We start from the raw sequence: 14,206 nt of genomic DNA, 5'->3' as shown, positions 1-14,206 counted from the left end.
AAAGAATTCAAAGCAAAACAAAATGGATGCCTCCTACAAAATATAGGCTAGCATCCACTTGTAAATAATTAATTTAATATTGTGTCCAGTTTTATGGGTACACATCATTTTTGCGGGGGTTTTGTTCTTAAAAGAGTCTTAGAGCCTAAGGAAAGAGTGAGGAGTCTTAGAGTGGTAGAGTGAAGATAAGGTATTTAAAAAAATTTAATACCCTTACGAATCTCCATACCTTTATGATAAACACAGTTATGAATAGCCTTTTACGAGATTTTAATTCTGTATAAAATATTTTTCATTACAATCCTTTGAGTGGATTCCTAAAAGGAACAAATAATTTTTTTAAGATTCTAATATATTACTTTTGCTTTTCCCTATTGGGTATACTTATAATAATAAATATACTAGGAGGGTATTATTATGAAAAAAAAGAGAAGTAAATTTTGGAAAGTGCTAGTTTTGATCATAATCGGAATTCTCGGAGGGGTGGGGGGTGAAATAAAAAAGTTTGATAAAAACGTCCAGGATAAGTAAACTTAAAATAATTAGTAGATAAATAAGCTCCAAATTTTACAAATAAACATTTTGCATATCTGATTTTCGAAACAATTTTATTACTATAAAAAACTTTAAAGGAGAATCTTATGGATTAAGGAGGACTTATGAAGACATTTAAGGTTGAATACGAAATAATAGATAGAAAACTTCAAAAAATCTTTACAAAAGGCGGAGATCCGACAGGATATTCTGGAGAACTGATACAAGGACCCTTAGGAAAGAAACGTCTCAAGATTACCAATGAAAAAGATGAAGAAGTCGGAGAAATCACAGAGAAAAAATACCGCTTTGGATTATATGATTTGGTTCAGTTTTTCATCACTGCAGGCGGCGAAAAAGTCACCCTGGCTAAAGAGATGAAAGAACTAAAAAGCTAGTATGTGATCGAACCGGATAGGATCGCTTTAGAAGGAGACTGGATGGGATCTGATTTTGAAATTCAAAAAGATCAGGAAACCATAGCTCGGGTAGAAAACAAGAAAGATTCCTTTTTCATTGAAATTATAAAAGAAAACTACGAAACTCTTTCCCTATCCATACTCTTTGGTATCATTTGGGTTTTCTATTACGAAAGACTTCTTTAAAAACAACCAAAACCCTTATTAAAAAAAGACCTTCTCTTCTGAGACAGGTCTTCTTTTCTTTTTGAGAAAAATATATTAAAACATTGTGAAAGAGGTTGGAAAATAGAGTGTAAGAGTGGAGTTGAGGTAGGAAAGTGTAAAAACATCACTTTCCTTTTTTTTAAAATACTTATATTTTAATTCTATCTAAAAACTAAAATAAAGTTCGACTTCTATTATCAATAAACATCCGATATTAGACTTCTCTCCCAAAAAAGCAGCCTGCTTCTTCTCAAATGTATAAAATAAATGATCCTATTATTTTCGTCAATATCTTCACTCTATCACTCTAAGACTCTTCACTCTTTTTTATCCTTTTTTATCCTTTTTTATCCTCTTCTCTCTTTTCTTACCATAACAAGTGCCAACAAAAAGGCAACTACTCCGAAAATTGTAATCATCACGAAAGTAGAGTTGAAGTTGCCGGATAAATCCTGCAGCAGTCCGGATAGGTAAGGTCCCATAAAGGCTGCCACGATTAGATTTGAACTTATAATTCCAAAGTTTACAGAGTAGTGGGCTTTTCCCCATCTTGTTCTCGCTACTGCAGAAGCAAGTGCTGGAAAACCGCCATAACCTACTCCGATAATCGGAAGACCAAGCCATAATAAAAGAGCATTTCCAGTCATAGCTGTAAGGATTAACAAAACCCCGCCGATAATAAAGAGAATGGCATTATAAATCAAAGCAACACTTGTGCCGAATTTATCAAAAATCATACCGATAACGACTCTTCCGCCCCCATTGAATATAGAAACAATCAGTCCTACTGCAGCAGAAGCGCCAAAATGAGTAGCTATAGGAACTGCGGAGTTGATCACCATCAGTCCTCCAGAAGCACAAAAGATTCCAAATATAATAAACAGCCAAAAATAGCTTGTCCGAAGCATCTGTCCCGTAGTGAAGGAATGATCTTCTTCTGTGGATCCTTTCTTTCCTACGGATAATGCCGCCATTTCTTCTTCCGTTGGGTTTCGTAACACGAAACTCACTAATGTACAGACGATTAAAAAAGCAATTCCTAAATAAAATAAAGTCCATAAAAAACCTAAATAATCAAACATCGCATCGGCTATAGAACCTAAGATCAGTCCTCCAAAGCCGAATCCCATTAAAAGAATTCCTCCTGCAAGTCCTGGCTTTTCAGGAAACCAAGCACCAACAGCATTTAGAATTGCAATATAACCTGTTCCTACGCCGAACCCGCAGAATCCGCCATAAAATATGTATAATCTCACTAAACTGCTTTGTGGATCATGTAGATACAAAGAATAAGCCACCGCAATAAATCCGATACAAATTAATATCCCGGATAATAACAAAATCCATCTCGGCTTCATCTTCTCTAAAAGTTTTCCGCAAACAATAATTCCTAAGCAGAACATTATCATCGAAACAGTAAAGGTCAAAGAAATATCCGCCATCGACCACATCGGGAAGCTTTCAAGCAAAGGCTCCCTAAAAATAGACCAAGCATAAATAAGTCCTAATAATAGCATCGTTAATGTTCCCAGTATCAGCTGTTTCCATCTTGTTTTCATAATACCCTCCTTCAATATGTATTGATTATAACATGGAGAATCGCTTTAGTACATAAAATGGATAAACTAGTTATAGTGAGTTTTCATCCGCTTTGATACAATAAGATACAAGTGAAATTGAAAACATAACACAAAATGGAGAATACATTAATGAATCCTGAAAATCATAAAACTTCTAAAAAATACTTTGAAATCAATGTTCCTTATCTTTTCGGAAATTCTTTAGCTATTTATCCGGAATTAAAAAAAGACTTCGCTCCTTCTCTTATGACGGATTTCACTTCTTCCATCGATAAGAACACCTGCGAGGTCGCTGCTTCTTTAAATCTCCTTCGCTATTACGAAGAAAGAAGACGAGTAAGAGGAATATTAATGGAACCGCTGGATCAGACTTTCTATCAGCTGGATACCGACATCGGGAGACTTCCTATTATCGGCGGGCAAATCGGACTGGGTGCAATGATCGGCATCCTGAAATATCTTAAAAAAGAGAAAAAGCCTCTTCCAAAAAGCAAAAAAATAATATGGCCGGCAACTTTTGGCTGGGTAAAAAGAAATATCGAAAAGGGAGACCCAGTGATCATCGGACTATTTAATCATAAAACATACCATCATCACGCAGTCCTGGTTCTCGGAGTCGGCGAAAACAAAAAAGGCCGCTACTACCGCATCGCAGACGGATGGAATAGTACCGGCCGAACCCTCGACAAGTTCATCCCAGTAAGAGAAGTATTAGCCGACGGAGTTGTTTTATCTTTTAAAGAATAGAGTGAGTCTGAAAAGAAAGAGTGGAGTTAAAGAAGGAAAGTGGAAGAACATCACTTTCCTTTTGTTTGTCAAAATATATTTTGGAAACTTATAAAAGAAAATGAGGCGGATCATTTCTAGACAAGAATGTAAAAATATCGTTCTTAGGAAATGAGCGGCATGATCTGCTGACCTGCATTCAAATCAAAATACCTGATTTCAGCTAGGGCTTCAGTGAGGGGGTTGAAGAAAAATGATCCCTTTCATTTTTCCTCACCAACTCCCCTCTCCCCTCTTTCACACTTTCACACTATTTTTAAGCTCTTCCTCAAGCCAGGAAAAAGCCAAGTCCATCCATTTTCCCACTCTTTCCGGATAGTCCCTGCCGTAGTTTGCAAGATCGTCTCCTGTGGAAAGTCCGTGGTTTCCGTTATGAAAAAGGTGAAACTCGATATCGATTCCTTTTTCTGCCGCCTTTTTTACATATTCTACTGTATCGGAAGCAGGGATAAGTTTGTCTTCTAATGTTGTAAACAGAAATGTTTTCGGCATTTTTTGATCTAGAAGTGCAATAGGATCTCTTCTTGTTTCGTATGTTGTAAACATTTCTCCGACTTTTCCTTCTGCATCCACCACATCTTTTGTACGTTCATAGAGGGCTTTAAGATTTGCTACAGGGTAAGCGGCGATTATCTTTGAAACTGCCAGCTGTTCTTCTGTCTTTGCGCTTATTTCCTGAAACTCTTCTCTAAAAAAGCTCGATCCATAGGTTAAAGCAAGATGTCCTCCTGCACTAAATCCTGCAAGTGTAATATTTTCGGTATCTACTAAAAAATCATCGGCATTTTCTTTGATACAGCTGACCGCTTCTGAAACTTCCAGCAAAGGTGTAGGATACTCTGACTCTTTTCCGCAGGAATACTCTAGGATAAAGGCTTGATATCCCTTTTGAACAAAGCTTACTGCCACAGGATCTGCTTCTCTTTGAGAACAGTACATATAGTATCCTCCAGGCAGAATAAGTACAGCCGGTCTTTTTTCAGGAGTCCAAGCTTTTGTCTGGATTCCTTGAGGTTCAAACAGATACCCTCTTAGTCTTATGCTTTTATTTTCTGAAAGATATTTTTCAACAATTCTCATTCCTATTCTTCCTCTCTGCGTTCTATCATCCACTGATATAAATCTTCTAGTACTTGTTCTTTATCTCGGTCATGAAGGAGCTCATGGCGGTTGTTCGGATATAATTTCAGGCTAACATCTGTATAACCTTTTTGAATGTATTTTTGATAAGTAATTTTGGGACATTTCCCAAATTCTCCTACAGGATCCTCTTCTCCGCTTACAATAAAGAGAGGAATTGCAAGATTTGCGTCTTCTTTTTTTAAGGGATCCATCCGTTCCATGGCCTCCAGTAAAAAGTGATAGCCGTTGGCTGTAAAGTCAAACTGGACGAGAGGATCTTCTGCGAAGTGCTGAACCTCTTCTTCTATAGAAGAAATCCAGTCGAAGGGAGTATGATGTCTGGCGAGTTTTCGATTGAAATTAAGAATGATCGATTTTAAAACAGGGCTTCTATATTCTTCCCCGATATACTTTCTCGTAAGGGAAGTGTATGCGATGCCTGCTTTTAATAAAGGTTTTGCCACTTCCGTCGTTCCCATAAGAATAGCTCCATTTAGTTTTTCCTTCGGATACTCCAAAAGAAATTCCCGAAGAAGAAAAGACCCCATGCTGTGGCCTAGAATAAAATAGGGCAGATCTCCTTCTTTCTTTCCTAAAAGAAAGGTTCGATAAAGATCTTCCACAAGATATTTGTTTCCATCCGGAAGACCAAAATACCCTGTATCCCCTTTGGATAATGTACTTCTTCCATGTCCTAGATGATCGTTGCCCAGTACGGTAAATCCTCTCTCGACAAAAAACTCCGCCATTTCCTGATAGCGGAGTGCATGCTCCTTCATTCCATGAGAAAACTGAAGAATCCCAACCGGATTCTCCGCTCTCCAGATATATACCTTTATCCTTCTCTTTCCTTCAGAAGAAAGAAAATACATCTCTTCTCTTTTAATCATCTCGTCTCCGTTGTTGGAGATAGGGGTTAGGGAATAGGCAATAGGCTGTAGGGATGGATAACTTTTTTTAAGCCAAAGGCTTAAAAAAGTTTACTTCCTATAACCTACGTCCTGTCTTTTTCCTTTATCATTGAAAAAGAAAAGCGAAGTCTTTACGCTTTTCTACCTCAACTCCCCTCTCCCCTCTCTCACACTACACACTTTTTTTAAACGTTCTCTTTAATAAAGATATTCGGCGTTGTATAGTACTTTCTTGCTCCGGAAATCAGATTGTCTTGTCCGATTCTTGTGTATGGGGCAACAAATTGTTCATTATAGATAAACATCCCTACTACAGCACCGAATTCATTCAGTTGAAGTTTTCCTTCTTTATCAAACTCTACTACTTTTAAAGGATACTGATCGTAATATTCCTGATAGATATATCCTGTTCCCAGTATTTCCTCGGCTATTTTTTCAAACTCTTCCTGGCTGTGGTCTCGTCCTACATAGATACCTTGGGAAGCATAAGCATCAAGAGGTTTAAAGATATAATTGTCTTTATTTTTCTTGACGATTTCTAAATCTTCTTCTGCTGCAAATTCTTCTGTATAAGGTATATGTTCTTCTAAAAATGCATTTTCTTCATCTGTAAGAATTTTCTTTGTATCTTCTAAACGGAAGATTTTATAGGTCAATTTATAATGCATAATCTGGCTTCTAAAAGAGCCCAGCATTAAAAAGGCATTGTCGAGATAGGCTTTTCTAAACTCTTCCAGTTCATCATAAAGGTTCATAAACTCTACTGTAACAATTCTTCGGTATACAAGATCGATCTCATAGCCTTTATGCTGAAGTTTGCCATCTTTATACTCAAGATCTCTAATATCGATAATTTCGCAGTTTACCCCTAAGGACTCATAGGCTTTTTTAAACTCTTCGAACTCGTTGGAAGTTCCGATTTCCAGATGATCGACGATGGCTACATTTGGTTTCTCTTTTCCTTTAACTTTCTTATAGAGTTCTACAGAATCCTTCGCCCAGCGGTGGATTTCTTCTACATTCTCAAGATGATACTTTTCGGAGAACTCCTTCATCCCCTTTGTCTCAAGCATGATCTTTCCGATCGTATTATCCTCATTCATAGCGGAAGCGCCGTCTGTATTGAATTCTACAAATTTAAACTCGTCACGATCTCTGTAGAAGACATCATATCGGCAGATAGGTACCGGAATATCGTACCCTGGATCGTGGACAATCAGTTCTTCCAGTTCTTTTGAAAAACGGAAATGCTTTCTATATTCCGGATTTTCTACATATTCCTTTGTAATCTTTTTCGTAATCGACATGAGCATATCTGCCATATATTGAAAATCCGCTTTTGCTGTTTTATCATAGAAAAAACCTTGATACGTCACAGGAATCGGCTCTCCGTGATAATAGGCGCTGGAGTTGTTCACTTTTTCCACTAAATCTTTGTAATCTTCATAATATTTCTTTTCATCTTTTTTTAATAATTCATAATATTCTATTGCGTATTTATCGTTATGCATCCAGTACCTCCCGGGTCATTGTTACGGAATCGACAGCTTCTCTTAAACCGTCTTTATTATATATCTCTTCAAATTGATCTCGGGGATTTTTCCCTTCTTTCAATAATTCTTTTAAAGGCTCTAAACATTTCACCTCTTCTTCTGACAAGGCTTCTTCTGCAAGGGTCGTTATCTTCTTGCCCCATTCTAATATTGTCTGATCTTTATAAAGTCCCTGAAGACCTTTGGCTCTCGTTTCTTTTTTAGCATCCATTACATCTTCGTAAGAAACATCTTTTGTATCCTTTAAAAATTGATCCAGAGCTTTTTCATTATAAAAGAGCCCTTTGATTAAAGCGATACAGGAGAAATTTAAAGGATAAGGAACAGAGTCCATCATCCGAAGTTCTAAATATCTTTTTACCCGAACATCCGGAAAGACAATGGACAGCGCATGGAAGATCAAATCATCATTTTCTTTTTCTGGATCCAAAACATCCTTTAGGGTTTTATCTCCGGAAGAAACTTGAGCTCCATTCTCCTCCATAAAAATAAGAGGGGTATTTACTATTTTTTCTGCATAGCTTCTATATGAAAGATCTTCTTTAAAAGCCAAGTCAAAAATGCCGGAACGATCACTGTCTGTATTTTCCCAAATTTTCTCTCTTAGATTGTATTCTGGATAAGTTTTCCCTTCAAAAATATAGGAATTATCGAAAAGAGCATAGAGTACAGGGGAAAGAATATTGGCTGCCCGGTATTTTTTCTTAAAATCTTCTTCATCTTTAAAATCTATAATAATCTGGAGAGCACAGGTTCCCTTCATCATATTATGAGCCATGCTTCCTTTTGTTTTAAAATAATTGTACATAAAATCATAGCGTTTCTTAGGCAGTATTTTAATTTCATCGATTGCAGTAACAGGATGATAGCCCAATGTAACAATTCTCTGATCTTTCTTTTGAAAAATTTCCACTGCTTCTTTTAAAAATTTTGTGTATCTTTCTTCTAAAACACCGATATTCATATCAAAATCAACAGCAACTTCAAACTGGCTCCCAGGTTCCGTGCTGATATCTACATTCTCACGGCTTAAGCCTAAAACATGGTCCTCTTCTTTATAAATATCATGGGCATCGGGAGAGCTGGCAATTTCTTTTAAAGAACTTCCTACTCCCTCTTCCCCATAATAGGATACAGTTTTTAAACTGTCATTATGTAGAATAAAATGCTCCATTTCTACACCGATAGAGAAATTTTCTTCCTTTTTTTCTCCCGACTTTATATATTGTACAACAGCATCAATCTGCTTTTGATAATCCATACTTTTCAACCCTCTTTCATACCTTCTTATACTTATACGAGAAAACCGCTCTCAGAATAGATATTTTCTCTATAAATCTATTTCATGGAACAAAATGATATAAGTAAATTATATATACCCGTTTATTAAAAACTTATATAATAATCCTACTCATTTTAAGGGATATTCTATTTATTTTCATTCTTTTTCATTAGATGATAAGATAGGAGTAGAAAAGCCAAAGGAGCCCGTTTATGGAAAAAGAAATTAAGATAAAATTTATATATCACAGCTGCTACACCATGGAATTTGAAGATTATATCCTGATATTTGATTATTTTGAAGGAGATCTTCCAAAAAATCCAAAGAATAAAAAACTGATTTTTATCGCTACTCATTCCCACTACGATCATTTCAGCAAAAAGATCCTTGAAATTGGAAACCCGGAAGAAAATATTTATATCCTTTCCAGCGACATCCAAGACCTTTTACAAAAAGACAATATCATTTATTTAGAAGACAAAAATAAAGATGTGGATATTTCTGCTTTGAAATTCTTAAGAAACAGCGACAATGTCTATTTTGTAAAGCCCGACGAAGTTCTGGATATCGAAGACTTCACGATTAAAACATTCGGGTCTACAGATCAGGGAATTTCTTACACCTTGTCTTTAGAGTATCTGACTCTTTTTTATGCAGGAGATTTGAACAATTGGATCTGGCCGGAAGACAGTCCGGAAGAAAGAAAAGAGATGGAAGAAGATTTCTTAAAGGAAATCCAAAAAATAGACGAAGGCATCGATATTGCATTTTTCCCCATCGATCCCCGCTTGAAAGACAATTACGACAAAGGAGCCCGATTGTTTTTGGAACTGATCGAACCTCAAATGATCTTCCCTCTGCACTTTAAAGACGATTGCGCCTTTACTGCAAGGTTCTATGAAGAATACAAGGATAAATACCCTACAGAAATTCGCGAGGTCAAAAATCTTGGCGACGAGTTTATTATTCTTTTAGATATACAGGATTAATTACATCAAAATATTGATAAAAGGCTTAAATTATTATATAATAGCCTTTATAAGGGGAGTAGCTAATTACTATGCTTGGTCGTCATTTCGGATGCAGATCCCGGCCGGCAACCTAAAAAGGAAGCAAGACCTTTGCCGGTATAGGTGAAGGTCTTTTTATGTTACTGCCTAAAAAAACAACAGGAGGAAACTATATGGAGTGGTATAACAAAACCCCTGATCAGCTGAGCCAAGAACTAGGTACTGATCTAAGAACCGGCCTTACAAGTTCCAAGGTTTCTGAAAACCTTGAAAAGTATGGTCGAAACGAACTTCAGGAAGCAGACAAAAAATCAATGCTTGCGAAGATCGTAGAACAGTTTACAGATCCAATGATTATCGTTCTTTTAGTGGCAGCAGTTTTATCAGGTATCGTAGGTGAATGGATCGATTCCGTTATCATCTTAGCAATTGTCGTATTAAACGCAGCTCTTAGTATTTATCAAGAAGGCAAAGCCGAAGAAGCGCTAGAAGCTTTGCAGAAAATGGCTTCTCCAACAGCGAAAGTTATTCGTGTTGGAAAAGAACAAAGTGTTGCATCATCCGATCTTGTTCCCGGAGATATTGTAAAACTAGAAACAGGAGATATCGTTCCTGCAGATCTTAGACTTTTTGACAGCTATAATTTGAAAATTGACGAATCCTCTTTAACTGGAGAGTCCGTAGCTGTGGATAAATTTGCAGAGGAAAACTATGAAGGTGTTGTAGAAATCGGAGATCGCGAGAACATGGCCTACAGTTCCACAATTGTATCTTATGGTAGATCCATGGGAATCGTTGTAGATACTGGAGAGAAAACAGAAATCGGCAAGATTGCTACAAGTCTAGCTTCACAAGAAGACGAAATGACTCCTCTTCAAAAGAAACTTGCTCAGTTGAGTAAATTCTTAGGAATCTTAGTAGTCGGTGTATGTATTATCGTATTCGTAGTAGGTATGCTTTATGGACACGAATTAATCGAAATGTTCTTAACTTCTATCTCTCTTGCAGTAGCGGCAATTCCGGAAGGACTTCCTGCTATCGTAACCATCGTATTATCTATGGGTATGCAGAGAATTGCTGAAAACAATGCTATCGTTAAAAAGCTTTTAGCTGTAGAAACATTAGGAACAACAACATTTATCTGCAGTGACAAAACAGGTACTTTAACGCAGAACGAAATGACCGTTGTAAAAGCCTTTGTGGACGATAAAGTAATCGATATTTCCGGTACAGGCTATACACCAGAAGGAACGATGACTATCGACGGCAACGATATTAAAATCGACGACGTTCAAAGCCTTTATACATTATTGAATATTTCTGTACTTACAAACGATGCAGATATTACACAAGAAGAAGGAAATTACGGCGTAATGGGAGATCCTACAGAAGGAGCTTTAATCACATTCGCCAGCAAAATGAATATCGATAAGGCAAATGCCAATACTCAGTATCCTCGTATTCAAGAAATTCCGTTCGACTCAACACGTAAGATGATGTCTACCTTCCACAATAATTTTATCGAAGGAAAAACAGTATCCTTTACAAAAGGTGCTCCCGACATTATCTTAGAACGCTGTACAAAGATTTTAAAAGACGGAAAAGTAGTAGATATTACAGAAGCAGACAGAAAAGCTATCGCTGACAAAAACAGCGAATTCGCAAGTTCCGCTCTTCGTGTTCTTTCTTATGCATTTAGAATCCACGATACAATGCCAGCTGAATTAACATCAGATTCAATCGAAAATGAAATGATCTTCGTAGGTCTTACCGGTATGATCGACCCTGCAAGACCGGAAGCAAAAGCTGCTATTGCCGAATGTAAATCTGCAGGTATCGTTCCTGTTATGATTACAGGAGACTATTTAGAAACAGCTGTTGCCATCGCTCAAGAACTAGGCATTATCGACAACAAAGAAGATGCTATTATGGGCCGCGAGCTTAATAATATGAGTGAAGAAGAACTTCGGGAAGTTGTAAAACATACACGAGTATTCGCCCGAGTTTCTCCAGAAAACAAAGTTCAAATCGTAACCGCCTTAAAACAAAACGGCGAAATCACTGCCATGACAGGAGACGGTGTAAACGATGCTCCTGCTATTAAAAAAGCAGATATCGGTATTGCCATGGGAATCACAGGTACAGACGTAGCGAAAAATACTGCAGAAGTTATCTTAACAGACGACAACTTCGCAACGATTGTAAACGCAGTAGAAGAAGGACGTATTATTTATTCTAATATTAAAAAATTCGTTACATTCCTTCTAAGTGCCAATATCGGTGAAGTACTGGTTGTATTGATTTCGATCCTTATGAATCTTCCAACTCCATTTATTCCGATTCAGTTATTATGGATCAACTTGGTAACAGACTCCTTCCCAGCCCTTGCACTTGGCGTTGAAAAAGGAGACGAAGATATTATGGAGCAGCCTCCTAGAGATCCGAACGAGCCGATCTTAAACAGAGATGCTATTATCCAAGTATTAACATTAGCTGTGGGTATTACAGTGGGAACATTGATTGCTTATTACTATGCATTGGGACATTTCGATAGACATGTCGAGTCTGCAAGAACAGTTGCCTTTGCAACAATGATTACTGCAGAGCTTACAAAAGTATTCTCTATCCGAAGTCCAAAGTACACAGTCTTCCATATCGGATTCTTCTCGAACCCGACACTTGTGAAAGCTGTTGCCTTTGCCTTCATCTTAATGTTTATCGTAATCTATGTACCATTTGTTCAGCCTCTATTCCAAACGATTACGTTAGGATTAGAACACTGGGCAGTAATCCTTCCATGTGCACTTCTTCCATTCGTATTAAACGAAGCAAGAAAAGCCATCTTCAAACCAGGAAGAGACAAATAATACAAAAATCTCCTGAGAGAATTCTCAGGAGATTTTTTTTCTTAAAATGAAAAAGCCCCATCTTGCCGGACGGGAACTTTTCTGTCATATGTTTTCAGCTTAACTGATTTGGCTAAGTTAATTATAGCATGGTATAAATATTATTGAAAAATACCGCTGCACAATTTTATTCTGCACTTAGGGTATTAATCCTCTCTAAGAGTCTTAAAAGATTATTTTCTTCTAATTTATCCCTTTAAACTACCCTTTCGTTTCTGGGCAGATAAAGCCCTTCCTTTAATTTACCGAAACATTAAACTATGCTATACTGTATTTATTCCATAGGGAGAGTTAGCTCAGCTGGTAGAGCGCTTCGTTGACATCGAAGAGGTCGCTGGTTCAAGTCCAGTACTGTCCACCATGAAAGGTTAGAAACGTTAGTTTCTAGCCTTTTTTTATTTGTAAAATACTAAAATTAAAAAAGAATCAAAGATTCCTGTTCTAGTATAGACCGGAATCTTTTTAATTATATAATGTGTTCTCTTTATTATAATCTTATTTTTTTACAATTCTCCTGCCTCTTTGGGTATATACAATTAATAATACTAAATACAAGGAGAAAACTATGAAACTGCATCTAGGTGATTTATATTGGGACGAGACGAGAAAAAACACGGACTATTTGGAACTAAAAGAAGATTTTGATATAGATGTACTCGTAATCGGAGGAGGCATGAGCGGGGCCTTAATTTCCCATGAACTGGGGTTAAGGGGATTTGAGACGGCTGTTATCGACAAAAAAATTCCAGGATATGGATCTTCCGATGGAAATACAGGGATTATCCAGTATCATTCCGATGATTCTCTTCCCGAAATGATCGAAAACTTTGGCGAAAAACAGGCTGTTGATTTCTACCGACTATCTATCGAAGCAATGAAACGGCTTGGGGAAATCGCAGAAAGTCTTCCAGAGGATACGGGCTATAAGAAAACCCATAGTCTTCTATTGGCTGCAAAAGAAGAAAACACTTCTGAATTAAGAGAAAATAATAGAATATTAAACCATTACGGATTCCCTTCCGAATATATCGATCAAGAAACTTTAGAAAAAAATTATAATATCCACGCTTACGGTGCTTTAAAAACCGGCAGCGACGCTGAACTCAATCCCTTTAAAATGGTTCAGGCTCTTCACAAAGAGAATCTAAAAAGAGGAGTAAAGGTATATAAAAACGCTCCTGCTGATAAAATCACGGAAAAAGAGAACGGGTTTGTCATAACAAGCGGTTCTTTCACTATAAATGCAAAAAAACTGATCCTCGCCATGGGATATGCAAAAGATGTCTATCCGAACATAGAAGAAGCATTAGAAAGAAATACAACCTACTCCTTTGTAACAGAAAAAATCCATGAAAAACTCTGGGGAAAGGAAGAAATGATCTGGGATGATGAAGATCCTTATGTGTATTTTAGAAAACTGGAAGATCACCGTGTTATCGCCGGCGGCAGAGATGAAAAAGGAGAAAAACTCTCCTCTTTAGAAAATATCGAAAAAGAAACAAATAAAATATACGAAACCATCTGCGGCTACTATCCGGATTTCAAAGCAAAGATCGCCCACCGCTGGCAATCTGTATTCGGCGAATCCAAAGACGGCCTTCCCTTTATCGGAAGAGACGAAGAAAATAAAGACAAATACTACGCCTTCGGCTATGGCGGAAACGGAACCTGCTACAGCGTTATGGCCTCTATGATTATCGCCGACTTTTTGGAAGAAAAAGAACACCCCCTAGCCTATACAACAAAATATCCGAGAGAAAAAAATTATAAGAAGTGTGTAAGAGCTTTTAAAAGAAGTGTGGCCGATCGTTTCTAACCAATCACGGAAGAGATCGTGATTGGGAAACGAGTGGCATGAGACCTGTTGCCAAATCAAAATACCTGATTTGGACTAGG

At 37.2% G+C, this 14,206-nt stretch carries 11 protein-coding genes and 1 tRNA gene; 7 read left to right on the top strand and 5 right to left on the bottom strand.

The window, feature by feature from the left end; all coding sequences use genetic code 11:
* The first annotated feature begins 659 nt into the window (after positions 1–659).
* Positions 660–932, top strand: a complete 273-nt coding sequence (locus ACTQ46_RS10645; RefSeq protein ID WP_441749741.1) for a hypothetical protein — start codon at positions 660–662, stop codon at positions 930–932.
* A gap of 42 nt (positions 933–974) precedes the next feature.
* Positions 975–1,139: a hypothetical protein gene (locus ACTQ46_RS10640; RefSeq protein ID WP_441749739.1), complete on the top strand. Its 165-nt coding sequence runs from the start codon at positions 975–977 to the stop codon at positions 1,137–1,139.
* A 368-nt stretch (positions 1,140–1,507) separates the two neighbouring features.
* On the opposite strand, the gene ACTQ46_RS10635 is transcribed toward ACTQ46_RS10640, so the two are convergent.
* Positions 1,508–2,719 (bottom strand): MFS transporter, encoded by a 1,212-nt coding sequence (locus tag ACTQ46_RS10635; RefSeq protein ID WP_441749737.1) that lies wholly within the window; start codon positions 2,717–2,719, stop codon positions 1,508–1,510.
* Between the two features lie 150 nt (positions 2,720–2,869).
* On the opposite strand from ACTQ46_RS10635, the gene ACTQ46_RS10630 reads away from it, so the two are divergent.
* Positions 2,870–3,487 carry a hypothetical protein gene (locus ACTQ46_RS10630; protein WP_441749735.1) on the top strand — a complete coding sequence of 206 codons (618 nt, stop codon included), beginning with the start codon at positions 2,870–2,872 and terminating at the stop codon, positions 3,485–3,487.
* Between the two features lie 276 nt (positions 3,488–3,763).
* Here the strand turns inward: ACTQ46_RS10630 and ACTQ46_RS10625 are convergent, their stop codons facing one another.
* The 4 genes from ACTQ46_RS10625 to ACTQ46_RS10610 form a co-directional block, all read right to left on the bottom strand.
* Positions 3,764–4,606: an alpha/beta hydrolase gene (locus ACTQ46_RS10625; RefSeq protein WP_441749734.1), complete on the bottom strand. Its 843-nt coding sequence runs from the start codon at positions 4,604–4,606 to the stop codon at positions 3,764–3,766.
* Positions 4,607–4,608: 2 nt separating this feature from the next.
* Positions 4,609–5,538 (bottom strand): alpha/beta fold hydrolase, encoded by a 930-nt coding sequence (locus ACTQ46_RS10620; RefSeq protein ID WP_441749732.1) that lies wholly within the window; start codon positions 5,536–5,538, stop codon positions 4,609–4,611.
* A gap of 206 nt (positions 5,539–5,744) precedes the next feature.
* The gene (locus ACTQ46_RS10615) at positions 5,745–7,070 is read right to left on the bottom strand and encodes a glutathionylspermidine synthase (protein WP_441749730.1); all 1,326 of its coding nucleotides are present in this window, start codon (positions 7,068–7,070) and stop codon (positions 5,745–5,747) included.
* Positions 7,063–8,373, bottom strand: a complete 1,311-nt coding sequence (locus ACTQ46_RS10610) for a glutamate-cysteine ligase family protein (RefSeq protein WP_441749728.1) — start codon at positions 8,371–8,373, stop codon at positions 7,063–7,065. The genes ACTQ46_RS10615 and ACTQ46_RS10610 overlap by 8 nt, the downstream gene beginning before the upstream one ends.
* A 233-nt stretch (positions 8,374–8,606) precedes the next feature.
* Between ACTQ46_RS10610 and ACTQ46_RS10605 the strand changes: the two genes are divergently transcribed.
* The 4 genes from ACTQ46_RS10605 to ACTQ46_RS10590 all read left to right on the top strand — a co-directional run bounded on the left by ACTQ46_RS10605 (position 8,607) and on the right by ACTQ46_RS10590 (position 14,126).
* The gene (locus tag ACTQ46_RS10605) at positions 8,607–9,383 is read left to right on the top strand and encodes an MBL fold metallo-hydrolase (protein WP_441749727.1); all 777 of its coding nucleotides are present in this window, start codon (positions 8,607–8,609) and stop codon (positions 9,381–9,383) included.
* A 194-nt stretch (positions 9,384–9,577) separates the two neighbouring features.
* Positions 9,578–12,271, top strand: coding sequence for a calcium-translocating P-type ATPase, SERCA-type (locus ACTQ46_RS10600; RefSeq protein WP_441749725.1), 2,694 nt, complete (start codon positions 9,578–9,580; stop codon positions 12,269–12,271).
* A 324-nt stretch (positions 12,272–12,595) separates the two neighbouring features.
* Positions 12,596–12,671, top strand: a tRNA-Val gene (locus ACTQ46_RS10595).
* Positions 12,672–12,875: 204 nt separating this feature from the next.
* Entirely contained in the window at positions 12,876–14,126 is a 1,251-nt protein-coding gene (locus tag ACTQ46_RS10590) for an NAD(P)/FAD-dependent oxidoreductase (RefSeq protein WP_441749723.1), read from the top strand.
* Positions 14,127–14,206 lie beyond the last annotated feature (80 nt).

It is taken from the genome of Gallicola sp. Sow4_E12 (assembly GCF_052116305.1).
Classification (GTDB): domain Bacteria; phylum Bacillota; class Clostridia; order Tissierellales; family Peptoniphilaceae; genus JBQKLI01.
This window is presented reverse-complemented; position numbering and strand designations above follow the sequence as displayed.

What these genes read in the sequence shown, in the direction of transcription:
- ACTQ46_RS10615 (WP_441749730.1), bottom strand. Translation starts at nt 7,070, where the DNA reads ATGCATAACGATAAATACGCAATAGAATATTATGAATTATTAAAAAAA.
- ACTQ46_RS10630 (WP_441749735.1), top strand. Translation starts at nt 2,870, where the DNA reads ATGAATCCTGAAAATCATAAAACTTCTAAAAAATACTTTGAAATCAAT.
- ACTQ46_RS10625 (WP_441749734.1), bottom strand. Translation starts at nt 4,606, where the DNA reads ATGAGAATTGTTGAAAAATATCTTTCAGAAAATAAAAGCATAAGACTA.
- ACTQ46_RS10590 (WP_441749723.1), top strand. Translation starts at nt 12,876, where the DNA reads ATGAAACTGCATCTAGGTGATTTATATTGGGACGAGACGAGAAAAAAC.
- ACTQ46_RS10605 (WP_441749727.1), top strand. Translation starts at nt 8,607, where the DNA reads ATGGAAAAAGAAATTAAGATAAAATTTATATATCACAGCTGCTACACC.
- ACTQ46_RS10600 (WP_441749725.1), top strand. Translation starts at nt 9,578, where the DNA reads ATGGAGTGGTATAACAAAACCCCTGATCAGCTGAGCCAAGAACTAGGT.
- ACTQ46_RS10610 (WP_441749728.1), bottom strand. Translation starts at nt 8,373, where the DNA reads ATGGATTATCAAAAGCAGATTGATGCTGTTGTACAATATATAAAGTCG.
- ACTQ46_RS10620 (WP_441749732.1), bottom strand. Translation starts at nt 5,538, where the DNA reads ATGATTAAAAGAGAAGAGATGTATTTTCTTTCTTCTGAAGGAAAGAGA.
- ACTQ46_RS10635 (WP_441749737.1), bottom strand. Translation starts at nt 2,719, where the DNA reads ATGAAAACAAGATGGAAACAGCTGATACTGGGAACATTAACGATGCTA.
- ACTQ46_RS10645 (WP_441749741.1), top strand. Translation starts at nt 660, where the DNA reads ATGAAGACATTTAAGGTTGAATACGAAATAATAGATAGAAAACTTCAA.
- ACTQ46_RS10640 (WP_441749739.1), top strand. Translation starts at nt 975, where the DNA reads ATGGGATCTGATTTTGAAATTCAAAAAGATCAGGAAACCATAGCTCGG.